At 65.5% G+C, this 24,082-nt stretch carries 24 protein-coding genes, 1 tRNA gene and 1 riboswitch; of the genes, 19 read left to right on the top strand and 6 right to left on the bottom strand.

The genetic code is table 11. From position 1 onward, the window contains the following. From AC1DZP_RS28490 to AC1DZP_RS28480, 3 genes are read right to left on the bottom strand one after another with little or no spacing between them, the layout of a single operon-like run. Positions 1 to 606, bottom strand: coding sequence for an NADH-quinone oxidoreductase subunit C (locus tag AC1DZP_RS28490; RefSeq protein WP_477307017.1), 606 nt, complete (start codon positions 604 to 606; stop codon positions 1 to 3). Positions 607 to 610: 4 nt separating this feature from the next. Beyond that, complete coding sequence (locus AC1DZP_RS28485; protein ID WP_095087216.1) at positions 611 to 1,192, bottom strand: NuoB/complex I 20 kDa subunit family protein; 582 nt, start codon at positions 1,190 to 1,192, stop codon at positions 611 to 613. Further along, on the bottom strand, positions 1,183 to 1,548 hold the full coding sequence (locus AC1DZP_RS28480) for an NADH-quinone oxidoreductase subunit A (protein ID WP_095087214.1): 366 nt from the start codon (positions 1,546 to 1,548) through the stop codon (positions 1,183 to 1,185). The genes AC1DZP_RS28485 and AC1DZP_RS28480 overlap by 10 nt, the downstream gene beginning before the upstream one ends. A 331-nt stretch (positions 1,549 to 1,879) precedes the next feature. On the opposite strand from AC1DZP_RS28480, the gene AC1DZP_RS28475 reads away from it, so the two are divergent. The 8 genes from AC1DZP_RS28475 to AC1DZP_RS28440 all read left to right on the top strand — a co-directional run bounded on the left by AC1DZP_RS28475 (position 1,880) and on the right by AC1DZP_RS28440 (position 11,865). Beyond that, positions 1,880 to 3,079 (top strand): winged helix-turn-helix domain-containing protein, encoded by a 1,200-nt coding sequence (locus tag AC1DZP_RS28475; RefSeq protein WP_477307015.1) that lies wholly within the window; start codon positions 1,880 to 1,882, stop codon positions 3,077 to 3,079. Positions 3,080 to 3,108: 29 nt separating this feature from the next. Beyond that, positions 3,109 to 3,314: riboswitch (cobalamin riboswitch) on the top strand. A 39-nt stretch (positions 3,315 to 3,353) separates the two neighbouring features. Beyond that, the gene (locus AC1DZP_RS28470; RefSeq protein WP_477307013.1) at positions 3,354 to 3,782 is read left to right on the top strand and encodes a DUF1636 family protein; all 429 of its coding nucleotides are present in this window, start codon (positions 3,354 to 3,356) and stop codon (positions 3,780 to 3,782) included. 2 nt (positions 3,783 to 3,784) lie between these two features. Then, positions 3,785 to 4,822: a cobalamin biosynthesis protein CobW gene (gene cobW, locus AC1DZP_RS28465; RefSeq protein WP_477307011.1), complete on the top strand. Its 1,038-nt coding sequence runs from the start codon at positions 3,785 to 3,787 to the stop codon at positions 4,820 to 4,822. Between the two features lie 18 nt (positions 4,823 to 4,840). Further along, positions 4,841 to 8,200 carry a cobaltochelatase subunit CobN gene (cobN, locus tag AC1DZP_RS28460; protein WP_477307009.1) on the top strand — a complete coding sequence of 1,120 codons (3,360 nt, stop codon included), beginning with the start codon at positions 4,841 to 4,843 and terminating at the stop codon, positions 8,198 to 8,200. Continuing rightward, on the top strand, positions 8,197 to 9,714 hold the full coding sequence (gene cobG, locus AC1DZP_RS28455) for a precorrin-3B synthase (protein ID WP_477307007.1): 1,518 nt from the start codon (positions 8,197 to 8,199) through the stop codon (positions 9,712 to 9,714). The genes cobN and cobG overlap by 4 nt, the downstream gene beginning before the upstream one ends. Positions 9,715 to 9,716: 2 nt before the next feature. Further along, positions 9,717 to 10,349 carry a precorrin-8X methylmutase gene (locus tag AC1DZP_RS28450; RefSeq protein WP_477307005.1) on the top strand — a complete coding sequence of 211 codons (633 nt, stop codon included), beginning with the start codon at positions 9,717 to 9,719 and terminating at the stop codon, positions 10,347 to 10,349. Further along, positions 10,346 to 11,104 carry a precorrin-2 C(20)-methyltransferase gene (locus tag AC1DZP_RS28445; RefSeq protein ID WP_477307003.1) on the top strand — a complete coding sequence of 253 codons (759 nt, stop codon included), beginning with the start codon at positions 10,346 to 10,348 and terminating at the stop codon, positions 11,102 to 11,104. Before AC1DZP_RS28450 ends, AC1DZP_RS28445 begins: the two co-directional genes overlap by 4 nt. After that, positions 11,101 to 11,865, top strand: a complete 765-nt coding sequence (locus AC1DZP_RS28440; protein ID WP_477307001.1) for a precorrin-3B C(17)-methyltransferase — start codon at positions 11,101 to 11,103, stop codon at positions 11,863 to 11,865. The genes AC1DZP_RS28445 and AC1DZP_RS28440 overlap by 4 nt, the downstream gene beginning before the upstream one ends. Here the strand turns inward: AC1DZP_RS28440 and AC1DZP_RS28435 are convergent. Beyond that, entirely contained in the window at positions 11,853 to 12,605 is a 753-nt protein-coding gene (locus tag AC1DZP_RS28435; RefSeq protein WP_477306999.1) for a cobalt-precorrin-6A reductase, read from the bottom strand. The genes AC1DZP_RS28440 and AC1DZP_RS28435 overlap by 13 nt on opposite strands. Before the next feature lies 1 nt (position 12,606). On the opposite strand from AC1DZP_RS28435, the gene cbiE reads away from it, so the two are divergent. The 8 genes from cbiE to AC1DZP_RS28395 all read left to right on the top strand — a co-directional run bounded on the left by cbiE (position 12,607) and on the right by AC1DZP_RS28395 (position 19,352). Then, on the top strand, positions 12,607 to 13,848 hold the full coding sequence (cbiE, locus tag AC1DZP_RS28430; protein ID WP_477306997.1) for a precorrin-6y C5,15-methyltransferase (decarboxylating) subunit CbiE: 1,242 nt from the start codon (positions 12,607 to 12,609) through the stop codon (positions 13,846 to 13,848). Further along, on the top strand, positions 13,845 to 14,231 hold the full coding sequence (locus AC1DZP_RS28425; RefSeq protein WP_477306995.1) for a cobalamin biosynthesis protein: 387 nt from the start codon (positions 13,845 to 13,847) through the stop codon (positions 14,229 to 14,231). The genes cbiE and AC1DZP_RS28425 overlap by 4 nt, the downstream gene beginning before the upstream one ends. Next, the gene (gene cobM / locus AC1DZP_RS28420) at positions 14,228 to 14,992 is read left to right on the top strand and encodes a precorrin-4 C(11)-methyltransferase (protein ID WP_477306993.1); all 765 of its coding nucleotides are present in this window, start codon (positions 14,228 to 14,230) and stop codon (positions 14,990 to 14,992) included. Before AC1DZP_RS28425 ends, cobM begins: the two co-directional genes overlap by 4 nt. Then, positions 14,989 to 15,807 (top strand): uroporphyrinogen-III C-methyltransferase, encoded by an 819-nt coding sequence (gene cobA / locus AC1DZP_RS28415; protein WP_477306991.1) that lies wholly within the window; start codon positions 14,989 to 14,991, stop codon positions 15,805 to 15,807. Before cobM ends, cobA begins: the two co-directional genes overlap by 4 nt. Then, the gene (locus tag AC1DZP_RS28410) at positions 15,804 to 17,117 is read left to right on the top strand and encodes a cobyrinate a,c-diamide synthase (RefSeq protein WP_477306989.1); all 1,314 of its coding nucleotides are present in this window, start codon (positions 15,804 to 15,806) and stop codon (positions 17,115 to 17,117) included. Before cobA ends, AC1DZP_RS28410 begins: the two co-directional genes overlap by 4 nt. A gap of 3 nt (positions 17,118 to 17,120) precedes the next feature. Then, the gene (locus AC1DZP_RS28405; protein WP_477306987.1) at positions 17,121 to 17,939 is read left to right on the top strand and encodes an adenosylcobinamide-GDP ribazoletransferase; all 819 of its coding nucleotides are present in this window, start codon (positions 17,121 to 17,123) and stop codon (positions 17,937 to 17,939) included. 40 nt (positions 17,940 to 17,979) lie between these two features. Further along, entirely contained in the window at positions 17,980 to 18,990 is a 1,011-nt protein-coding gene (gene cobT / locus AC1DZP_RS28400; RefSeq protein ID WP_477306985.1) for a nicotinate-nucleotide--dimethylbenzimidazole phosphoribosyltransferase, read from the top strand. Between the two features lie 92 nt (positions 18,991 to 19,082). Then, complete coding sequence (locus AC1DZP_RS28395) at positions 19,083 to 19,352, top strand: hypothetical protein (RefSeq protein ID WP_477228776.1); 270 nt, start codon at positions 19,083 to 19,085, stop codon at positions 19,350 to 19,352. Between the two features lie 147 nt (positions 19,353 to 19,499). Here the strand turns inward: AC1DZP_RS28395 and AC1DZP_RS28390 are convergent. Continuing rightward, a tRNA-Lys gene (locus AC1DZP_RS28390) sits at positions 19,500 to 19,575 on the bottom strand. A gap of 209 nt (positions 19,576 to 19,784) precedes the next feature. Beyond that, entirely contained in the window at positions 19,785 to 20,693 is a 909-nt protein-coding gene (locus AC1DZP_RS28385) for a PhzF family phenazine biosynthesis protein (protein ID WP_477306983.1), read from the bottom strand. Between the two features lie 101 nt (positions 20,694 to 20,794). Here AC1DZP_RS28385 and AC1DZP_RS28380 point away from each other — a divergent pair, with 101 nt between their 5' ends. Genes AC1DZP_RS28380 through AC1DZP_RS28370 form a run of 3 tightly spaced genes read left to right on the top strand, consistent with a single transcriptional unit; the run spans position 20,795 to position 24,019 of the window. Then, on the top strand, positions 20,795 to 22,087 hold the full coding sequence (locus AC1DZP_RS28380; RefSeq protein WP_477306981.1) for an efflux RND transporter periplasmic adaptor subunit: 1,293 nt from the start codon (positions 20,795 to 20,797) through the stop codon (positions 22,085 to 22,087). 4 nt (positions 22,088 to 22,091) lie between these two features. Next, positions 22,092 to 22,799, top strand: a complete 708-nt coding sequence (locus AC1DZP_RS28375; RefSeq protein WP_477228779.1) for an ABC transporter ATP-binding protein — start codon at positions 22,092 to 22,094, stop codon at positions 22,797 to 22,799. A 2-nt stretch (positions 22,800 to 22,801) separates the two neighbouring features. Then, complete coding sequence (locus AC1DZP_RS28370) at positions 22,802 to 24,019, top strand: ABC transporter permease (RefSeq protein WP_477228780.1); 1,218 nt, start codon at positions 22,802 to 22,804, stop codon at positions 24,017 to 24,019. Positions 24,020 to 24,082: the final 63 nt, after the last annotated feature.

The following is a 24,082-nucleotide window of genomic DNA, read 5'->3' as shown; positions in this document are numbered from 1 at the left end:
TCAATTCGTCTTGGCTTTTTCATCCCCGGGCAGCACGTAGTCCGTGCCTTCCCAAGGGGAGAGAAAATCGAAATTGCGAAATTCCTGCTTGAGCTCGACCGGCTCATAGATGACGCGCTTGGCCTCGTCGTCGTAGCGCACTTCGACGAAGCCGGTCAGCGGGAAATCCTTGCGCAGCGGATGGCCTTCGAAACCGTAATCCGTCAACAGGCGCCGCAGGTCCGGATGCCCGGAGAAAAGCACACCGTAGAGATCGTAGGTCTCGCGCTCGAACCAGTCGGCGCCGGGATAGACGCCGGTGATCGACGGCACCATCGTCTCCTCGTCGGCCTGCACCTTGACGCGGATGCGCACGTTCTGCTTCGGCGACAACAGGTGATAGACGACGTCGAAGCGCTTGGCCCGCGACGGATAGTCGGCGCCGCAGACATCGATGATCGAGATGAACTGGCAGCGCGCATCGTCGCGCAGGAAAGTCATCACCTCGACCAAATTGCGCGGCTCGACATGGACGGTGAGTTCACCATAGGCGATCGCAGCGTCATTCACGCGGCCGATCAGCTTCTCGCCGAGATAGGTCGACAGTTCGCTCAGGGATGCGGTCATGGATTTACCGTTCGATCGTGCCGGTGCGGCGGATCTTCTTCTGCAACAGAAGAATGCCGTAAAGCAGCGCTTCGGCGCTCGGCGGGCAGCCGGGCACATAGATGTCGACCGGCACGACGCGGTCGCAGCCGCGCACCACCGAATAGGAATAGTGATAGTAGCCGCCGCCATTGGCGCAGGAGCCCATCGAGATGACGTAGCGGGGCTCCGGCATCTGGTCGTAGACCTTGCGCAGCGCCGGCGCCATCTTGTTGGTCAGCGTGCCGGCGACGATCATGATGTCGGACTGGCGCGGAGACGCGCGCGGGGCAACGCCGAACCGCTCCGAATCGTAGCGCGGCATCGAAGTATGGATCATCTCGACCGCGCAGCAGGCGAGGCCGAACGTCATGAACATCAGCGAACCGCTGCGCGCCCAGGTGATCAGCGCCTCAGTCGAGGTGACGAGAAAGCCCTTGTCGGCCAGTTCGTTGTTGATCTCGAGGAAGAAAGGATCGTCGGACCCTACCGGCCTGCCGGTGTTAGGATCGATCAGGCCCTTGGGCTTCGGCGCGACGAGCGTGCCGGAACTGTCGTTCAATCCCATTCCAGCGCTCCTTTTTTCCATTCATAGGCAAAGCCGATTGTCAGCACCGCCAGGAAGACCATCATCGACCAGAAGCCGAGCATGCCGATCTTCGAGAACGAAACTGCCCACGGAAACAGGAAGGCCACTTCCAGATCGAAGATGATGAACAGGATCGACACCAGGTAGAAACGGATGTCGAATTTCATGCGGGCGTCGTCGAACGAGTTGAAACCGCACTCGTAGGCGGAAAGCTTCTCGGGATCGGGATTGCGGTAGGCGACCAGGAAGGGGGCGGCCAGCAGCGCCAGGCCGACGACCAGGGCCACGCCGATGAACAGGACGATGGGCAGGTATGAACCTAGAAGTGCGTTCATGCTCGGCTTTCCGTTGGCGCCAATCCAAGTTGATTACAGCACCGGACCCTAATGCGGAAGCGTGACAGTTTAACCGCTGAACCGTTTTAAGGGCCTATGCTGCAACGCGGCGAGGGTTAGCGCAGCACTTCCAGCGAAGCAAGTCAAACCTTGTTCAAAACGCGGTGCTGGACGGCATATCCGAGGAAACTGGTCCGATCCGCTCCTGTTTGATTTCCTTCGGTTTTTACTCCACTTTTGTCTCCTGACATGGTTGCCGCCAAAACCCTGCTAGCATGGGCCGGAATCACCCATCGGAACTTCGGCCAAACACCCTCAGAGTGATACCTGCATGAAGGAAAAGTTCTCGCTTGCCATGGCCCGGCGCATCGCGCTCGCCGCCCAGGGGTTTCTCGATCCCCGCCCCGCCGGTACGCCCGACCGCCGCCATTTCGCCCGCGTTCTCTCCCGCATCGGCCTGCTGCAGATCGATTCCGTCAGTGCGGTGGTGCGCGCCCACTATATGCCGCTCTATTCGCGCCTTGGCCCCTACCCCTTCGCTCTGCTCGACAACGCCGCCGTGACGCGCAAACGCACGGTGTTTGAATACTGGGCACACGAAGCCTCCTTCCTGCCGGTCGAGACCTACCCGCTGATGCGCTGGCGCATGCAGCGGGCCGAGCGCGGCGACGAAATGTATCTCGGCCTCGCCAAATGGGGCCGCGAACACGCTGGCTACATCGAACAGATCTATCGCGAGGTCGTCGAGCGCGGGCCGATCGCCGCTTCCGCGCTCGAAGGCCAGAAAGGCTCGGGCGGCTGGTGGGGCTGGAGCCATGCCAAGCACGCCTTCGAATGGCTGTTCTGGGCCGGACGCATCACAACGGCGCACCGTCGCGGTTTCGAGCGGTTCTACGATCTGCCGGAGCGCGTGCTGCCGCAAGCGATCCTCGACCTGCCGGTGCCCGCCGCCGAGGACGCGCACCGCGAATTGCTGCGCATTTCCGCCCGAGCCCACGGCATCGCGACATCAGGCGACCTGCGCGACTATTTCCGCCTGTCGCCCGCCGACATGAAGGGCCGACTGGAGGAACTGGTTGAAACAGGCGAACTGCTGCCTGTGCGTGTCGAAGGCTGGGACAAGCCGGCCTATCTTCATAAAGACGCGCGTTTGCCACGAAAAATCGAGGCCCGCGCTTTGCTGGCGCCGTTCGATCCGGTCGTCTTCGAACGGTCGCGCACGGAGCGGCTGTTCGATTTCCACTATCGCATCGAGATCTATACCCCGGCCGATAAACGCCAGTATGGCTACTACGTGCTGCCGTTCCTGCTCGGCGACCGGATCGTCGGCCGCGTCGACCTCAAGGCCGATCGCCCCGCCAGTGTTCTGCGCGTCCATGCGGCCTACGCCGAGCCGGGCGCGCCGCCTGAAACCGCTGCAGAACTCTTCGATGAATTGAAGCAGATGCAGGGCTGGCTCGGCCTTGAACGTATAGAGGTGACATCAGCCGGCGATTTGGGTCCGGCGCTGGCCGACCTGAGCGTGTCGTAAGCCCACGTTGACACCACTGCCCGCAAAAGCCTAAATCCGCTGCAGACGGTCTCTTCTCTTCAACGAGAGGAGCCAAGAGGGAATGCGGTGCGAAATTCCGATTTCAAATCCGCGGCTGTCCCCGCAACTGTAAGCGAAGAGCCAAGGCCGAAAGCCACTGGGGTATTCCCGGGAAGGCGGCTACCCAAGGCGATGACCCGCGAGCCAGGAGACCTGCCGTCTGCGACTGTAGAATCCGATCGCCCGGCGGGTTTCCGGGCAAGGAGCCCGATTTTTGGACCACGACAGCAGTTTTTCCGCTGGCAAAGCGGACAATTCGTCCGGCGAGAACGATGCCCTTGCCGGCGTGACCGTGATCGTCTGTGCCTCCTGTCGCGATGAAACCGGTTCAGATGCCCATCCCCGCGCCGGCGAACTGCTTGCGGACGACACGCGCCGCGCCGCCTCTGGCGAAGACATCCGCGTCCGCAGCGTCGAATGCCTCGGCAATTGCAAGCGCCGGCTCAGTGCCGCCATCCTGCGCGATGGTTGCTGGAGCTACGTCTTCGGCGACCTGACTGCGACCAGCGGCGCCGACCTCGTCACCGGCGCAAAACTCTTCGCCACCTCGACCGACGGCCTGATCCCGTGGCGCGGCCGTCCCGATAGCCTCAAGCGCGGCCTCGTGGCCCGCATCCCTCCCCTCGACCTGCTGAAGGACTGATCATGACTGCCTCCGTCTCCCGCGTCCCCTGCACCGTCGTCACCGGCTTCCTCGGCGCCGGCAAGACGACGCTGATCCGCCATCTCCTGGAAAACGCCGGCGGCAAGCGGATCGCCATCATCGTCAATGAGTTCGGTGACATCGGCATCGACGGCGAAATCCTGAAGGGCTGCGGCATCGACACCTGCCCCGAGGAAAACATCGTCGAACTGGCCAATGGCTGCATCTGCTGCACCGTTGCCGACGATTTCGTGCCGGCGCTCGACCAGATCCTGTCGCTGACGCCGAAGGTCGACCACATCCTGATCGAGACCTCGGGCCTGGCTCTGCCCAAGCCACTGGTCCAGGCCTTTCAGTGGCCGACGGTGAAGAGCCGCGTGACGGTCGATGGTGTCATCGCCGTCGTCGACGGTCCCGCACTCGCCGAGGGCCGCGTCGCCAATGACATGGACGCACTTCAGGCACAGCGCGCCCAGGATGAGACGCTCGATCACGACGACCCGGTCGAGGAAGTGTTCGAGGACCAGATCGCCTGCGCCGACCTGATCATCCTGTCGAAGAGTGACCTGATGGACGCGGCTGGGTCCACCCGCGCCAACGCCATCATCAACGAGCACATCGCTCGCGCCGTGAAGATCGTGCCGACTTCGCAAGGCAAGGTCGATCCGTCGGTGCTGCTTGGTCTTGGCCTTGCCGTCGAGGACGATATCGAGAACCGCAAGACCCACCACGACGACGAACTCGACCACGAGCACGACGACTTCGATTCTTTCGTCATCGACATTGCCTCGGTCGCCAGTCCGGACGAGTTGGCAAAGCGCGTCGCCACCGCCGCCGAGGAAGAAAACGTGCTGCGCGTTAAAGGCTTCGTCGAGGTCGGCGGCAAGCCGATGCGGCTCTTGCTGCAGGCCGTAGGACCGCGCGTCAATCACTACTACGACCGGGCCTGGACGGCCGGGGATGACCGCCGCTCGCGCCTCGTCGTCATCGGCCTGAAGGGGCTGAACCGCCCGGCGATCGAGCGTATACTCGCCGGCTGACGCAAACCACGGGCGGCGATGCACATCCTCACCACGACCTCCGCCTCGCTCGACGATCTCGCCGAGCCGGTCGATCTGCGGCAGACGCCGGCGGATATCGTGGCCCTGTCCTTCACCGACAGCGATCTCGCCGGACTGGCGGCGGCATGGAAGGCCGATGCCGAGCGCCTGCCCTCGATGCGGCTGGCGGCCTTGCGCGACCTGCGTCATCCGATGTCCGTCGACCTCTGGATCGACAGCGTCGCCCGCCATGCCAGAGTCATCCTCGTGCGCATCCTCGGCGGCTACGACTGGTGGCGCTACGGCTGCGACCAGCTTGCCTCGACCGCCCGCGCGCGCGGCATAAAACTGGCGCTGCTGCCCGGCGAATGCCGAGACGAGGATCTGCGCCTGATCGAAGCCTCGACACTGCCGCGCGAGGAACTGGACGGCCTGCTCGACTATTTTCGCGAGGGCGGTCCGGCCAATATGAGCGCGCTGGTGCAGAAGCTGGCGCGGCTGGCAGGGTCTGAAGCAACAATTTCGGCGCCTGTCGCGGTACCGAAGGCCGGCTACTATGAGCCGGGCCGCGGCGTCGTCCCCCTTCCCCTCGAGGGGCAGGGAAATGCTGTGATCCCTATCCTGTTCTACCGCTCGATGCTGCTCGCCGCCGATGTCGCACCGATCGACGCCCTTTTTGGGGCGCTGCGGCAGCGCCGTATGACGCCGGTCCCCATCTTCGTCTCCAGCCTCAAGGACCCGGTATCGCTGGCGTTCGTCGAAACCGCGCTGGCCTCGTTGAAACCTGCCGCCATCGTCACCGCGACCGCCTTCGCGTCCGGCGCCGAACCCGGCGTCGAAACCCTGTTCGATCGTGCCGGCGTGCCGGTCCTCCAGGTCATCGTTGCCACCACCCGCCGCGACATCTGGGAAAACAACCAGCGCGGGCTGGCGCCCGCCGACCTCGCAATGCATGTCGTGCTGCCCGAACTCGACGGCCGCATCCTTGCCGGCGCCATTTCCTTCAAGGGCGAGAGCGAGGTCGATCCCGCACTTGGTCACCGCGCCTTCGCCAACCGGCCGGAGCCCGATCGTGTGGCGCAAGTCGCGGACCGTGTCGCAGCCTTCATCAGGTTGCAAGAAACGCCGAGCGCCGAGCGCAAGCTGGCCATCCTGATCCCGGATTACCCGAGTGCCCCGGGCCGCACCGGCTATGCCGTCGGCCTCGACGTGCCGTCCAGCGTGCTGGCGATGCTGCAGGACCTCAAGGGACAGGGCTATGCCGTTGACGGGATTCCGCAAACGCCGCGTGCGCTGCTGGATTTTCTGGAAAGTTCAAACCACGGGCTGAAGTTTGAAGACTATCTGTGCTTCTCAACCGAACTGCCGAGGGCGGCGATAGCTGCCGTAGAAGCCGCCTGGGGTAAGGCGAAAGATGAAACAGGTTTGCGCGAGGCGCTAACCTCCGCAAAATTCCCCTTCCGCGCCGCCACCTTCGGCAACGTCACGGTGGCGCTTGCTCCCGACCGCGGCCGGTCAGTGGATCGGCGCGCCGACTATCACGACCCGACGCTGCCGCCGCGGCATGCGCTGATCGCCTTCGGCCTGTGGCTGCGCAAATCGCTCGGCGCTCATGCGCTTGTCCATGTCGGCGCCCACGGCACGCTGGAATGGCTGCCCGGCAAGACGGTTGCGCTCAGCCAAGACTGTTTTCCCGAGATCGTCACCGGCCCCTTGCCCGTGATCTATCCCTTCATCGTCTCCAACCCCGGCGAAGCGGCACAGGCCAAGCGGCGCATCGCCGCCGTCACCCTTGGCCATCTGCCGCCACCGCTGACCGGTGCCGGCCTCGATGAGGACCAGCACAAGCTCGAACGCCTGGTCGACGAATATGCCCAGGCCGACGGGCTCGACCGCCGCCGCCGCGACCGCCTGGCAAAGCTGATCGTCGACACCGCGCAGAAGACCGGCCTCGCCTCAGAAGCCGGCGTTGCCAAAACCGACGCGCCCGACGAGGCGTTGCGCCGCATCGACGCCTGGCTTTGCGACCTCAAGGATTTCGCCATCAAGGACGGGCTGCATATCTACGGCCGCGCCTCCGAGGACGAGCCTGACGCCATGCGGCGTCAAAGCGCTGAAGCCGAGAAGACGGCATTGCTGGCCGCACTCGATGGCCGTCACGTCAAGGCCGGCCCGGCAGGGGCGCCGGCGCGCGGCCGCGCCGATGTATTGCCCACCGGCCGCAACCTGTTCACGTCGGACCCGCGCACCATGCCGACGCCGACCGCCTATGACCTCGGCAAAGCGGCAGCGGAGGAAGTGGTGCGTGGCTATATGCAGTCGCATGGCGACTGGCCGCGTTCGCTGGTCATCGACCTCTGGGGCTCGGCCTCGCTGCGCACCGGCGGCGAGGAGATTGCACAAGGCCTGGCGCTGATGGGCTGCCGGCCGCAATGGGATGCCGCGACCGGCCGCATCACCGGCATCGAGGTGCTACCGCCGGCAACCGTCGGCCGACCACGCGTCGACGTCACCTGGCGCATTTCCGGCCTGTTCCGAGACATGTTCCCCACCCAGATCGCGCTGATCGATGCCGCGGCCAACGCCGTTGCCGCCCGCGACGAGGAGGATTCGGAAAACCCGCTGGCGGCCAAGACCCGCGCGGATGGCAAGATCAGCCCGCGCATCTTCGGCACCTCGCCCGGCACTTACGGTGCCGGCGTCGAGGACTTGCTGTCGAGCGGCGACTGGGCGGCGCGCGAAGAGATCGGCCGCGCCTATCTCGACGCCACCTCGCATGCCTATGGCGGCGCCGGGGGCGAAGGCGTCTCGGCACCCGGCGCCTTCGAGGGCCGCATCGCCGAAGCCGATCTTCTCGTCCACACCGGCGACGATCCCGGCCGCGATATTCTCGAAGGCTCCGCCGACGTCGCCTTCATCGGCGGATTTTCGGCGGCCCTGGCGGCGCTTGGCAGGAATGCCGATGTCATCGTGCTCGACACCACCGATCCGCAAAAGCCGAAGCCGCGTTCGCTTGGTGATGCGGTGGCCCGCGTCGTGCGGGCCCGCGCCGTCAATGCCCGCTTCATATCAGGGCAGATGCGCCACGGCCCGCGCGGCGCCTCCGAATTCGCCGAAACCGTTGACCGGCTGGTCGGCTTTGCCGAAACCACCCTCGCGATATCAGGCACGCTGATCGAGGCGGTGCATGACGCCTATCTCGGCGATCCCCTGGTGCGCGCCTTCATCCTGCGCGAGAACCCTGCCGCCGCCAAAGTCATCGCCGAGCGCTTCCAGGCGGCGCGGCGGCGCGGGCTCTGGCATCCCTTGCGCAATTCCATCGACGACGATCTCGCCGCCCTGATTGCCGAGGCTGAAGCGCTTGGGGTTGCGGCATGAACGCCTTTTCGCGTCGCGGCGCCTGCCCGGCTCTGGCAGCCCCCATGCAGACCGGCGATGGCCTGCTGGTGCGGCTCAACCCCCTTGCTGGAGGCCGATCTTCTGGAGGATTGTCGCCAAAGCTTTTGATCGCACTCGCCGAATCGGCCCTGCGGCACGGCAACGGCATCATGGAAGTCACCGCGCGCGGCAGTCTGCAGATACGCGGCCTGACATCGGAAAGCGCGCCGCTGCTGGCGACCGAGGTCGATGCGCTTGATATCGCGGTGCGGACCGGCGTGCCGGTCGAGACCGGGCCGCTGGCGGGCATCGATCCACAGGAGATTGCCGATCCCCAGCCGTTGGCTGAACGGATCAGGACAGCGGTCGAAGAAGCCGGGCTCACGCAACGGCTTGGCCCGAAGGTCTCGGTCGCTATCGACGGCGGCGGGCAGCTTCTACTGGATTCGGTAACGGCCGATGTGCGGCTTGCCGCAACGCGCACCGATGCGGGAGTTCGGTGGCAGGTGTCTGTCGCGGGTGATGGGCGGAATGCGAGACCGCTGGTCACGGTGGAGGATGATGAAGCACGCGATATTGCCGTTGCCGTGCTCAGGATGGTTGCCGAGAAGGGTCGTGAGGCTCATACAAGGGATTTGACGGAGAGGCAGCTAGCTTCTCTTGCAAGTTGGCACTCCGTCCCACCCCCCTCTGTCCTGCCGGACATCTCCCCCGCAAGGGGGGAGATTGCGCCATCATCACTGTTTTCGCCATTTAGAAGCCCGCGACCAATCGTTGAGATCGCAAAAGAAGAGGCAGCAGCAAAACTGCCGATCTCCCCCCTTGCGGGGGAGATGTCCGGCAGGACAGAGGGGGGTGGGAAGGATCGCCTTCCTGCGCCATCGACTCGCTCTCCCATCGGAACTTTCGACCTCGCCGCCTCTGGCGTCGCCCTCGCCATTGCCCTGCCCTATGGCAGCATGCCAGCGGATAAGATCATCGACCTTGCCCAAAGCGCCCTCGCCCTCGGCACGTCAGAAATCCGCCTCGCCCCCGGCCGCGCGCTGCTCTTCCTCGGTCAGCCGGCGGCCGCCAACCGGCCCCTTCAGGACACCGCAACCACCCTCGGATTCGTCACCGACGCAGCCGATCCGCGCACACGCATCGCCGCTTGCCCCGGCACGCCGGCCTGCGCTTCCGGCCGGATCGCCACGCGCGACATTGCCGAGACGATTGCCGCTGAAAATGCCGACATCCTCGACTTCACCCTGCACATTTCCGGCTGCGCCAAGGGCTGCGCCCATCCGGGCAAAGCAGCGCTCACCTTGGTCGGCGGCGAAAACGGAGCCGGACTTGTCGTGAACGCGACGGCAAAGGGCCTTCCTGCCGGCTACAGGCCGGGCTATGACGCCGCGCGCGGCATCAGCCGCGTCGCGGCAGCGATCCGCAGCGCACGACTTCCCGGCGAATCCGCCGCCGCTTGCCTGACAAGGCTTGGCGCGGCCGGCATCGCCGAGGCTTACCGACAGGAATGAGCATGGCCGCCTACGACTACATCCACGACGGCACGGCGATCTACGAGCGCTCCTTCGCCATCATTCGCGCCGAGGCCGACCTGTCGCGCTTCTCCGAAGCAGAGGCCGATGTCGCCATCCGCATGATCCATGCCTGCGGTCAGGTCGAAGCTGCCAGCCATTTTGTCTTTGCGACGGATTTCGTTGCCGCCGCGCGCACGGCACTTTCGGCTGGTGCGCCGATCTTCTGCGACGCCGAGATGGTTTCGCATGGCGTCACCCGCGCCAGGCTGCCGGCCGGCAACGAGGTGATCTGCACCTTGCGCGACCCGCGCACACACGAAATTGCGAGCGAGATCGGCAACACCCGCTCCGCGGCCGCCATCGACCTGTGGGGAGAGCGCATGGCCGGTTCGGTGGTCGCCATCGGCAATGCGCCGACCGCGCTCTTCTATTTGCTGGAAAAACTGCGCGACGGTGCGCCGAAGCCGGCGGCGATCATCGGCATGCCGGTCGGCTTCGTCGGCGCGGCCGAATCCAAGGATGCGTTGGCCGAGAATTCCTATGGCGTGCCCTATGCCATCGTGCGCGGCCGGCTTGGCGGCAGCGCCATGACTGCCGCCGCAGTCAACGCCTTGGCGAGGCCTGGCCTGTGAACGCGCTCCCCAAAGGCCGTCTCGTCGGCGTCGGCACCGGTCCCGGCGACCCCGAACTGTTGACGCTGAAGGCCGCTCGAGCCTTGGCCGAGGCCGATGTCGTGGCGTATTTCGCCAAGCGCGGCAACAACAGCAACGCGCGCGCCATCGTCGAAGCCCAATTTCGCCCGGGCATGACGGAACTGCCGCTGCTCTATCCCGTCACCACCGAAATCGACAAGGATCACGACGACTACCGTTCGCAGATCGCCGGTTTCTACGAGGAATCTGCAGAGAAGGTTGCCGAACACCTTGAAGCAGGCAAAGTGGTTGCGGTGCTGTCCGAGGGCGACCCGCTGTTCTACGGCTCGTACATGCACCTGCATGTGCGGCTCGCCCATCGTTTCCCGACCGAGGTCATTCCCGGCGTCACCGCCATGTCCGGCTGCTGGTCGGCGACCGGTTTGCCAATCGTCCAAGGCGACGATGTGCTGACGGTGTTGCCGGGCACGATGAGCGAGTTCGAACTCACCCGGCGGCTGGCCGACACCGACGCCGCCGTCATCATGAAGGTCGGCCGCAACCTGCCCAAGATCAGGCGGGCGCTTGAGGCAACCGGCAAGCTGGCCCGCGCCGTCTATGTCGAGCGCGGCACCATGGCCGGCAGCGTCTCGATGCGACTTGCCGACAAGCAGGACGACAAGGCGCCCTATTTTGCCATCGTGCTGGTCGCCGGCTGGTCCGGCCGGCCCGGCGTCTTGGGAGCGCAGGCATGAGCGGCCGTCTCACCGTCATCGGGCTCGGGCCTGGCAATGCCGATCAGGTGACGCCCGAGGCCAGCCGCGCCGTGGCGCAGGCAGCGTTCTTCTATGGCTATAAGCCCTATCTCGACCGGCTTGACTTGCGCCCGGACCAGACGCGCGTTGCCTCCGACAACCGCGAGGAACTCTCCCGCTCCAAGGACGCCCTGACCAAAGCCGCCGAAGGCCATGACGTCGCCGTCGTTTCCGGTGGCGATCCCGGCGTGTTCGCCATGGCGGCTGCCGTCTGCGAGGCGATCGAGGCCGGCCCGACCGAATGGCGTGCGGTCGATATCAATGTGGTGCCCGGCATCACCGCCATGCTCGCCGTTGCCGCCCGCATCGGTGCCCCGCTCGGCCATGATTTCTGCGCCATTTCGCTGTCCGACAATCTAAAGCCGTGGGAATTGATCGAGCTGCGCCTGCTGGCGGCAGCCGGCGCCGGCTTCGTCATCGCGCTCTACAATCCGATCAGCAAGGCGCGCCCCTGGCAGCTCGGCCGCGCCTTCGAATGCCTGACCGCGATCCTGCCCGGCACCACGCCGGTGATTTTCGGCCGTGCCGCCGGCCGTCCGGACGAGCGCATCGACGTGTTCCTACTGGCCGATGTCGACGCACAAAAAGCCGACATGGCGACCTGCATCATCATCGGCTCGCCAGAAACCAGGATCATCAAGCGCGACGACAGACCTGCGCTGGTCTACACGCCGCGCTCGTCCACGGGTCAGAGAAGATGATCGGCCCCGAACTGGTTGACAATGGCGGCCAGCGCTTCGACGGTTTCAGCCGAGCGGACATCCGGCAAGGCCGGCCTGCGAACCATGACCACCTCGATGCCAAGTGCTCGCGCAGCGGCGATCTTGCCATAAGTTGCGTCACCGCCGCTGTTCTTGGACACCACGACATCGATGCGATGTGTTTCGAGCAGCGTACGTTCTTCCGCCTCGCGGAACGGCCCCCGGGCCAAAAGATAGTAAGCATCGGGAACAGCCAGCTTCGGCTCGATCGCATCGACGCTGCGGATGAGAAAGTGATGCTGGGGCGCTGCTTCGAAAGCGGCAACCTCTTGCCGGCCCAGAGCCAGAAAGGCGCGACGAGGCGCCGGACCCAGCGCGTGCACGGCGTCGCCGACGGTGTCGACCTGCGTCCAGCGGTCGCCTTCGACAGGCTCCCAACCCGGCCGCCTCAGGGCCAAAATAGGCACGCCGGCCACGTGTGCGGCTTGCGCGGCATTGGCCGAGATTCGCGCTGCGTAGGGATGGGTGGCGTCGATCAGAAGGTCGGTGCGCGTGTCCCGCAGATAGGCAGCCAGTCCATCGGCGCCGCCGAACCCTCCGGTTCGCACAGGCACCCCTTGCGCAACCGGGCTTTCGGTACGGCCGGCCAGCGACAGCGTGACCGAGGCACGCGCCGCCAGTTTTCCAGCCAGCTGCCGGGCTTCCGTGGTTCCGCCGAGGATCAGAATGCGGTGGGTCATCATGCCTGCTGAGGGTCCGCGCGGCGCCAAGCTCAACTCAAGATGGCTTACAGTCGTCGGCATCGGCGAGGACGGTTTAGCGGGTCTCGGCGACGAGGCCAAGCGGCTGATCGCCAAGGCGGAGATCATCTTCGGTGGGAAGCGGCACCTCGCCCTTGTCGCCTCCTTCGCCAAGGGCGAGGCGCGCCCATGGCCGGTTCCTTTCGATGCCGAGATGGCTGATGTGCTTGCGCTTGCCGGCAGAAACGTCTGTGTGCTCGCCTCCGGCGATCCGTTCTTCCATGGGGTTGGCGCCACTCTCGCCCGCAAGGTGAAGGCGCAGGAGATGCATGTCATCCCGGCACCATCGGCCGTTTCGCTGGCAGCGGCCCGCCTTGGCTGGCCGCTGCCGGATATCGAGACCGTGTCGCTACATGGCCGGCCGCTCGACCTGATCCGGCCGCTGCTGCAGCCGAACGCGCGCATCTTGGCGCTGACGTCGGACGCCGCAGCGCCTGCTGCAATCGCGCGCCTGCTGACCGAACTCGACTTCGGCGCATCGCGGCTGACCGTTCTTGAGGCCTTGGGCGGACCAAAGGAGATATCGCGCTCGGCCCGCGCCGATGCCTTTGACCTCGAAAACATCAATCCGCTCAATGTTTTGGCGATCGACGTTGAATCGGGTCCTGATGCGCGCATCCTGCCGCTCACGGTTGGCCTTGCCGATCATCTGTTCGACCATGACGGCCAGATCACCAAGCGCGAAATCCGCGCTATCACCCTGTCGGCGCTGGCGCCACGTCGCGGCGAGTTGCTGTGGGACATCGGCGCCGGCTCCGGCTCCATCGGCATCGAATGGATGCTCGCCCATCCTTCGATGCGTGCCATCGCCATCGAGGCGGACCCGATCCGCGCCGCCCGCATTGGCCGCAACGCTGCCGCCTGTGGCGTTCCAGGCCTGATCGTGGTGCAAGGCAGCGTGCCCAAGGCGCTTGCCAAGCTGGATACACCGGACGCGATTTTCATTGGTGGTGGCGGCAGCGATACCGGCGTGTTGAACGCTGCCTTCAAAGCCCTGCGCGCCGGCGGCCGTCTCGTCGCCAACGCGGTGACGCTGGAGATGGAAACCCTGCTTCTCGCGCGCCACGTCTCGCTCGGCGGCGACCTTACCCGCATAAACATAGCCCGCGCCTCGCCGGTCGGCTCGATGCAAGCCTGGCGGCCGGCCATGCCGGTCACCCAATGGAATTGGGTGAAGCCATGATGGTCGCAGGCATCGGCAGCCGAAAAGGCGTGAGCGTCGAGGACGTGCTTGCGGCGATTGAAACCGCGCTGGAGACGCACGGACTGACCATGACGGCGTTGTCCGCCTTGGCGACCGCTCCCCTGAAGCAGGACGAGAACGCTGTTTTCGCCGCCGGACATCAGCTCAATCTTCCGGTCATCGTCGCCGATGCGGCCGCGATCGAGGCCGCCTCGTCGGCCACGCTCAGCCATTCCGTTCTCTCGCAGGATCTGGCTGGCACGCCATCGGTTTCCGAAGCATCCGCGCTTGCCGTCGCCGGCAAGGGCGCGAGGCTGCTCGGAGCCCGTACAGTGCTCGGCCCCGTGACCTGCGCCATCGCCATCAGCGGAGACGCGCCATGACCGTGCATTTCATCGGTGCCGGTCCAGGCGCCGCCGATCTCATCACGCTGCGTGGCGCCAGGTTGCTGGCAAGCTGCCCGGTCTGCCTGCATGCCGGTTCGATCGTCGCGCCCGAATTGCTGCAGCACTGTGCGCCTGGGACAAAACTGATCGACACCGCGCCGATGTCGCTCGACGAAATCGAGGCCGCGTATCTCGAGGCGCACAAGGCCGGCCACGATGTCGCCCGTCTGCATTCCGGCGACCTGTCGGTGTGGAGCGCGGTTGCCGAGCAGATCCGGCGGCTGGAAAAGCACGGCATTCCCTACACGCTGACGCCGGGCGTCCCCTCCTTCGCCGCCGCGGCCGCAGCCCTTCGCCGCGAATTGACCATTCCCGAAGTCGCACAAAGCCTGGTGCTGACCCGCATCTCCGGCCGCGCCTCAAAGATGCCGCCCGGTGAAACGCTGGCCGGTTTCGGCCGCACCGGCGCCACGCTCGCCATTCACCTTGCCATCCACGCCATCGACCGCGTCGTCGCCGAGCTGACGCCGCACTACGGCGGGGATTGCCCGGTGGCGATCGTCTTCCGCGCCTCCTGGCCGGACGAGCGCGTGCTGACTGGCACGCTGGAAACAATCGAGGCACAACTCGCTGCCGATCCGATGGAGCGCACGGCGATCATCTTCGTCGGCCGTTCGCTGGCGGCGGAGGGCTTTGGCGAGAGTTCATTATACGACGCCCATTACCAGCGGCGTTTTCGCGGACGGGACGGATTGTGAGCGGCAGCACCAGGAACAAGGGCGAGAACGCCACGCTCGAGCAGGCGTTGTCCCGGCTGAATTTCAAGCCGCGCCGGCTAGAGCCCGGCCATGTCTGGCTGGCCGGCGCCGGCCCGGGCGACCCCGGCTGCCTGACCCTGGAGGTGCTGGCGGCCTTGGCCGAGGCGGATGCCCTGGTCTACGACGCGCTGGTCTCCTCCGATGTCGTCGCCGTTGCCGCAAACGCCGAGCTTTTCTTCGCCGGCAAGCGCGGCGGGAAACCGTCGATGAAGCAGGACGACATCACCGCCCTGCTGGTCCGGCTGGCGCGCGAAGGTCGCCGCGTCGTCAGGCTGAAGGGCGGCGATCCCTATATTTTCGGTCGTGGCGGTGAAGAAGCCTTGGCGCTGGCGCGGGAGCATATCCCGTTCCGCGTGCTGCCCGGCCTGACATCGGGGCTGAGCGCGCTGGCCGCGACCGGCATCCCCGCCACCATGCGCGGCATCAACAAGGCGGTGATCCTGGCCACCGGCCATGCCGCCGGTTCCGATGACGATATCGACTGGGGCGCAATCGCCCGCACCGGCCAGCCGGTCGTGGTCTACATGGGCATGGCCAATCTCCCCCTCATCGCCGCCGCGCTGCTCGACGGTGGGCTGGCGCCGTCGACGCCGGCGGCAGTCATCGTTGCCGCGACGACGCCGCAGGAACAGACCGTCGTCGCCACGCTCGCCACCATTGCCGAGCAAGCCGCCGCCGCCGGGCTGACCTCGCCGGCGCTGATCGTCGTTGGCGGCATCGTTGCCATGCGCGCGGCACTGGCGGGCAACCCGTGAGCGCCCGCGCCATCATCATCGGCGCGCCGCGTTCCGGCTCTGGCAAGACCAGCGTCACCATCGGCATCCTGCGCGCGCTCACCCGGCGGGGCTTGAAAGTGCGCGGCGCCAAGTCCGGCCCCGACTATATCGATCCCGGCTTCCACACCGCCGCTACCGGTCTGTCCGGCGTCAATCTCGACAGCTGGGCGATGCCGCCATCGCTGCTCAACGCACTGGCCGCGCAAGCGGCTGACGACACCGACTTCGTCATCCTCGAAAGCGCCATGGGCCTGTTCGACGGCATTCCTGCGGCTCCCGGCCGCACCGGCTCCGCAGCCGACCTCGCCCGCCTCTATGGCCTGCCGGTGCTGCTGGTGCTCGACGTTTCCGGCCAGTCGACCACGGCGGCCGCTGTCGCCAAGGGGTTTGCCACTTACGATCCCGATGTGCGCATGGCCGGCGTCGTGCTCAACAGGCTGGGCAGCGAGCGCCACCGCCGGCTCTCCGGCGACGCGATCGAGGCGATCGGCCTGCCCGTCGTCGGCGCCATCCTGCGCGACCCGACGCTGAACCTGCCCGAGCGCCATCTCGGCCTCGTCCAGGCCGGCGAATATGACGACCTGATGGCGCATCTCGACCGGCTGGCCGACATGGCGGAAAAGTCGCTCGATCTCGATGCCATCATGGCCTTGGCGACACCCCTCACCCCGGCGCCCGGGGGCTTTGACGACGCGCTTTCGCCGCCCGGCCAACGCATTGCACTGGCTGAAGATGCCGCTTTCACCTTCCTCTATCCGCATGTGGCGGCCTATTGGCGCAAGGCCGGCGCCGAGATCGTCCCGTTCTCGCCGCTCGCCGACGACGGACCCGACGAAGGCTGCGATGTCTGCTGGCTGCCCGGCGGCTATCCCGAACTCCATGCCGGTAAGCTCGCCGCAGCGACAAATTTCCGCGCCGGAATGACGAGATTCGCCGCGACGAAGCCCATCCATGGCGAGTGCGGTGGCTTCATGGTGCTGGGCGAAGCTCTGGAGGACGCGTCGGGCGAAAAGCATGGAATGCTCGGCCTGCTCGGCCATTCCACCAGCTTTGCCAAACGCAAGATGAATCTCGGTTACCGCGAGGCGCGGCTGCGCGCCGATTGTCCGCTGGGCGCGCAAGGTGCACTGATCCGCGGCCACGAATTCCACTATGCGCAGATGATCGCGACGGGCAATGACGAGCCGCTGGCCGACCTCGCCGACGGCCAGGGCAACCCCATTGGCGCCTCGGGTTACCGGCGCGGCCATGTCAGCGGCACCTTCTTCCACGCCATTGCGAGGGGCTAGAGCATGATCCCGAAAAATGGCAGTCGGTTTTGGGAAGAAATCCGGCTCAAATTCCAGAACTTCGGCCGTTCGCCCCGGCAAATCCCCAGCGATATCGCGCTTTGCCTGGTCTTCTTCACCCGGCTGCCGCTGCCCGTCTTCGACTTTCGCGGTCGCAGCCTTGCCGCCGCGATCTGGGCCGCCCCGGTCGCCGGCCTTGTCGTCGGCCTGATCGGCGCCATCGTCTTTGCCACGGCGGAACGGTTTGGCCTCGCCATGGGCCCGGCGGCGGCCCTTGCCCTTGTCGCAACCCTGTTCACCACTGGCTGCCTGCATGAGGATGGGCTCTCCGATGTCGCCGACGGCTTTGGTGGCGGCAAATCGCGCGGCCGCAAACTCGACATCATGCGCGACAGCCGCATCGGCGCCTATGGTGCCGCAGCGCTCGCTCTGTCGCTGCTGATCCGCTGGAGCGCGCTGCAGGAATTCGTCGAACCCACGCAGGCCCTCTTCGCGCTCGTGGCCGCACATGCCGCCTCGCGCGGCGTGCTGGGCGTCTTCATGCACCTTTTGCCCCCGGCCCGGTCCGATGGTCTCTCGGCCGATTCCGGCACGGTTTCGTTTGAAACCGCCATCGCCGGTGCCGTGCTCGGCGCGGTACCGCTGCTTTTGCTCGGGCTCGGCGGCGCCATTGTCGCGCTCGTCCTGCTTGGCCTGCTGTTTGCCGCCTTCCGCGCCCTTTGCCTCAACCAGATCGATGGCCAGACCGGCGACACGATCGGCGCTTTGCAGCAGTTGAGTGAAATCGCCGTGCTGCTCGTCGCTTCCGTAGCTCTCTCCTGATTCCCCCTTGGCCTGATTCCCTTTTGGAGACTTTGCCCCCATGCCCTTCAAATCGCTCGATGAACTGCGCACCGCCTGCGTCGACCTACCCGCCGGAAGCGATGCCGCCGCCAGTGCGGTCGCCCGCCGCCAGGACACACTGACCAAGCCGCAAGGCAGCCTCGGCCGACTGGAAACAATCGCAGCATGGCTGGCACGCTGGCAGGGTCGCGATATGCCAAGGCTTGATCGGGTGAAGGTCTTTGTCTTCGCCGGCAACCACGGTGTCACCGCGCAAGGGGTGTCGGCCTATCCTTCCGAAGTCACGGTGCAAATGGTGGCGAATTTCGCCGGTGGCGGTGCCGCCATCAACCAGTTGGCCCGCATCGCCGGCGCCGACCTCGATGTCATCCCGCTCGATCTCGACCATCCTACGGGCGATTTCACGCAAGGGCCGGCGATGGACGACAAGGCGTTTCTCGCCGCCGTGTCGGCCGGCTATGACGCGGTGACGAAGGACCTCGACCTTATCTGCTTTGGCGAAATGGGTATCGGCAACACCACGCCGGCCGCCGCCATTTCAGCGGCTCTGTTCGGGGGCGGCGCTGAAAAATGGACCGGGCGCGGCACCGGCGTCGACGACGCTGGCCTCAAGCGCAAGGTGGTCGCCATCGAGGCCGGCCTAAAGCGCCATGCCGCCGCCCTTTCCGATCCGCTGGGGGTTGCCGCTGCACTCGGCGGGCGCGAACTCGCCGCCATCTTCGGTGCCAYGCTCGCCGCCCGCCATCTGGGCATACCCGTGCTGCTCGATGGCTTCGTCTGCACCGCCGCCGCCGCCCCACTGGCAAGGCTGCACCCGGCAGGCCTTGCCCATACGATCGCTGCACACGTCTCGGCCGAATCGGGCCATCGCGGCTTGCTCGAAGCGCTCGGCCTGCCCCCGCTGCTCGATCTCGGCATGCGGCTCGGCGAAGGCTCCGGCGCCTGCCTCGCCGTCAACATCGTCCGCTCGGCGCTGGAGTGCCACACCCGCATGGCAAGTTTTGCCGAAGCTGGTGTGTCGGAGAAGTAAACGCCGACTTCCCGTATAGATCGGACAAGCCACAGGCATCACAGCAAGGGCGGTATCTTTCAATTGTAGCGATTCTCGAATAGGTCTGGTGGATGAAAAAGCTTCATCCTGCCGCCGCTGCTGTGACTATCGCCGTGCTGCTTGCAGTTGTGCTTCGGCGTAATGGATATTCAAGTTACGGCCCGATCGACACTGCGATTCTGGCGGTTTTCCTGGTTTTCTTCTGGTGGCTCATCAGTGATTTTTCAGGCGGCAAGGCCAGCATTGATGCCGATGGCCATCAAAGTGCGGACGACGGCATCGCATTTCGGCTCGGCAGGTTTCTGAACCGCATTTTTCGGCGCGGCAATCGCAGCCTTTGATGCCCCGTTGAGGGCGCCGCCGGTCAAATCGCCATGAGGGCCAGGTTCAAAGCCAGTCTTGGGAAGACCGCACCATAACTGGCCCATGCCCGAGACGCGTCAACGCGTCTCGTTTTCAGGTCTTTTCCACCAAGTCTTTGAAGAATTTGGTGGGTGCGCACAGGATTGAACTGTGGACCCGCTGATTAAGAGTCAGCTGCTCTACCAACTGAGCTACGCACCCACTCGGCCGGCGAAAACCGGCGTTGGCGGGCATATAGCCGCCACCATCGGTCCTGTCCAGCCCTGCCGGAATCATTTCCCGACAAATCGCCTGGAGCATGATCCCGAAAAGTGGAATCCGGTTTTCGGAAGAGATCATGCTCATACAAAAAGACCGAGCCCCATCCCGATTTTATCGGGATGGAACAGGCTCGAAGTGCCCGTCTGCGGTTAGACGAACAGTCTGCCTTCCGCCACCTTGACCGCGTTGCCGCCGATGCGTGCCGAGGCCAGTTTTCCGCCTTGCACGGTCAGTTCGAGGCGGATGCGCGACGGCCGGTGCATCTCCAGCCCCTGCTCGATCCACAGTTGCGAAACACCGTCGGTCGGCGCGTCGAAATGTATAATCGCGCCGGCGAAGGCGGCCGCCGCCGAGCCGGTCGCCGGATCCTCATAGGACGGCGTGCCCGGCACGATCATGCGGACATGGAACGCGCTTTCGTGGTTCACCGTCTCGCGGCAATAGACATAGGGGCTGGCAAAGGCCCACTCGCTCTTGCGCGGCGCCAGTTCCGACCACGCCTGGTTGTCCAGCCGGATTCGGCCCGCCGCTTCGAGATTGGCAACCGGGATGGTGACATAGGGCACACCCGCCGACCAGAACGAGACGCGGTGATTCTCGAAGCCGATCTCATGCGGCGCCAGCCCAAGGGCCGCGCCGATCGCCTCCGGATCGGCTTCGAGCTTCAGCGGCTCCGGCAGCTTCGCCAGATCGAATTCGGCGAAGGTGTCGCCATCATGCTTGCTGACGGCGCAACGCACCGGACCGATGTTTTCTTCCAGCACGAAGATGCCAGCGCCGCCATCTCCCGCCAGTTCGGCCAGCGCGATCGCCGAACCCACTGTCGGATGGCCGGCGAACGGCATTTCATAGTCGGGGGTGAAGATCCGGATGCGGTTTTTGTGCTTGGGATTGTCCGGCGGCAACACGAAGACCGATTCGGACAGATTGAACTCACGCGCGATGGCCTGCATCGCGGCCGTGTCCAGACCTTTGCAATCCAACACCACGGCCAGCGGGTTGCCGGCCAGTCGCTCGGTCGTAAACACGTCGTAAAGTAAGTAATTCCGGGTTTGCATGCCTGCCTCAATCCCAACATGGGCGAAATTTAATTTGATATTTGAACCAGTCAGCCTGATCTGTGCACAGATAGGGACATTGCGCATCATAGGGGTCCGACGTGGACCAGATTGTCAATCTGCCAAAGACGGAATCGGATTCCGCCATCGAGACGGCGCTCGGGCTCGACACGCGAGGTCTGCGCAAGACGCGCCGGCGTGGCTGGCTCTATGCGCTGCTGACACTGATCGTGCTTGCCGCCGGGCTTGGCCTTTATCAGTGGTATGCCGGCTCGCCGGCCAAGATCGACTACACCACCGTGCCGGCCGCCAAGGCCGATCTCACCGTCGCCGTATCGGCGACCGGCACTCTGCAGCCGCTCACCCAGGTAGACATTTCCAGCCAGTTGTCCGGCATCATCCGTTCGGTGTCCGTCGAGGAGAACCAGCAGGTCAAGAAGGGCGATGTGCTGGCCGCCCTCGACACCGCCAAGCTGCAGGTCCAGATCGAGCGGGCGCAGGCGTCCGCCAAGGGAGCGGCCGCCAATGTCGAGGACGCCACGGTGACGCTCGCCGAGAATGAGAAGGCGCTTGTCCGCGCGGCCTCGCTGACCAATCGTGGCATGGCGACCGACCAGTCGCTCGAGGCGGCGACCGCGACGCGCGACCGCTCCAAGGCGGCACTCGACAGCGCTGAGGCCAATCTCGCCATCGCCAATGCCGATCTGAAATCACAGCAGACCGACCTCGCCAACAGCACCATCTATGCGCCGATCGACGGCATCGTGCTGACGCGCTCGGTCGACCCCGGCCAGACGGTCGCCTCCTCGCTGCAGGCGCCGGTGCTGTTCATCATCGCAGCCGATCTCAGAAACATGGAGCTGGTGGCGGCGGTCGACGAGGCCGACATCGGCGCGGTCAAGACCGGCCAGCATGCCCGTTTCACCGTCGATGCCTTCCCGGACCGGCCGTTCGACGCCGAGATCCGCGACATTTCCTATGCCTCGGTCACCACCGACGGCGTCGTCACCTACAATGCACGGCTTGAGGTCGACAACAACGAGCTGTTGCTGCGGCCCGGCATGACCGCAACCGTTTCGGTCGTCACACGGCAGGCCAAGGACGTGCTCACTGTACCCGCCACCGCCTTCCGTTATCGCCCGGTCCAGCAGGCGGCCCGTGGCTGGAGCCTCAGCGACCTGTTCACTGGCCGCATGGGTCGCCCCGGCGGCAACCGCCAGCGCCAGGCCGCGACGACGCCCACCGACGGCTCGCGCACGCTTTATGTGCTGGAGAATGGGCGGCCGCATCCGGTCAACGTCAGGATCGGCTCAACCGATGGCGAACTGACCGAGATCACCTCGGGCCTCAAGGAAGGCGCTGAGGTCATCACCGCATCGCAGCAGCGGAGCTGAGGCCGTGGCTGCCGGTGCTGCCCTCATCACCTTCGACAAGGTCTGGAAGAGCTACGGCCAGGGCGAAGCCAAGGTCCATGCGCTGGCCGGCGTCGATCTTGCCATCCGGCGCGGCGAATTCGTCGCCATCATGGGCCCATCCGGCTCCGGCAAGTCGACGGCGATGAACATCATCGGTTGCCTCGACACGCCGACGGCCGGCACCTATTCCTTCATGGGCATCGACGCCGGCCGGCTCGACCGCAACCGCCGCGCCATGCTGCGCAACCTCTATGTCGGCTTCGTCTTCCAGGGCTACAATCTGTTGGCCCGCACCACGGCGGCGGAAAATGTCGAACTGCCGCTGATCTATCGCGGCGTTGCCGCTCACGAGCGCCGCGATCTTGCCATGCAGGCGCTGTCCCAGGTCGGCCTTGTCGGCCGCGAGCACCACACGCCTGCCGAACTGTCCGGCGGCCAGCAGCAGCGCGTGGCGATCGCGCGCGCCATCGTCACAAGGCCGACGCTGCTCGTCGCCGACGAGCCGACCGGCAATCTCGACACCGCGCGCACGCACGAGATCATGGAGTTGCTGACGCAGCTCAACACTGAACTTGGCCTGACCATCGCCATGGTCACGCATGAGGCCGACGTCGCCGGCTATGCCGAGCGCACCATTCGCTTCCTCGACGGCCACGTCGCTTCCGATTCCATGAAGCTGGAGACGGCGTAACCATGATCTGGGAAACTGTCCGCCTCTCCTTGCGCTCGATCCGCCGCAACGTGCTGCGTTCGTTCCTGACATTGCTCGGCATCGTCATTGGCGTTGCCGCCGTCATTGCCATGCTCACCATCGGCTCCGGCACCACGCAAAAGGTCAAGGCCGACATCTCCAAGCTCGGCAGCAACCTGCTGGTCGTCCGCTCCGGCCGCCCGGCTGGGCCCGGCGGTCCGGGCGGGCTCGACCAGGTGGTCCGTCCGCTGGCCGAAAAGGACCTCGCGGCACTGGTCGCGCATCTAACCGGCGCGCGCGCCATTTCGCCGGCCTCGCAAAAGCAGGTCCGCGTCATCTTCGGCACCGAAAGCCTGACCTCGGGCGTCACCGGCACCGACAGCGCATATCTCGATGCGCGCGACTGGAAGCTGGTTTCCGGCCGTCCGTTCAGCGATTCCGAAACCCGCTCCGGCACCGGCGTCTGCCTGATCGGCGAGACGGTGCGCCAGCAATTCTTCGGCGCCGGTGACCCGGAAGGTGAGTTCATCCGCGTCAACCGCACCTCCTGCAAGATCATCGGGCTGCTCGAGCCCAAGGGCTATACCGGCTTCGGCCAGGACCAGGACAATGTGGTGCTGATGCCGCTGCATGCCTATCAACGCCGCATCGCCGGCAACCGCGACATCGACAACATCTACATCGCCGCCGACGACACGACGCCGACCAGCGAACTGCAGCCGCGCGTCGAGGATATCTTGCGCGATATCAGGCGCGTCACCCCCGACCGCGAGAGCGATTTCGCCATCCGCGACATGACCCAGATCGCCGACGCCATGGCCAGCGCCACCACCACCATGACCGGCATGCTGGGTGCTGTCGCCGGCGTCAGCCTGCTGGTCGGCGGTATCGGCATCATGAACATCATGCTGGTCTCGGTCACCGAGCGCACGCGCGAGATCGGCATCCGGCTCGCCATCGGCGCGCATGAAAAGCACATCCTCATCCAGTTCCTGGTCGAGGCGACGGTGCTGTCGCTGCTCGGCGGCATCATCGGCATCCTGATTGGCCTAGCGCTGGCCGGCCTTGCCGCGGTGACGCTGACGATACCCTTCGCACCGAGCCCGGCGGTCATCCTCCTCGCCGTCGGTTTCTCGGCACTGATCGGCATGGTGTTCGGCTTCTTCCCGGCCCTGCGTGGCGCCAGGCTCGACCCGATCGACGCGCTGCGGCACGAGTAAGCCCGGGCCAGCCCGACGGGGACCTCCATCCACAAGCTTGGGATGTTTGCTGTCGCCGTCCGA

The organism is Mesorhizobium sp. P2_F8, from assembly GCF_056403655.1.
The sequence above is the reverse complement of the archived record's forward strand: the minus strand, read 5'-3'. Positions and strand labels throughout refer to the sequence as shown.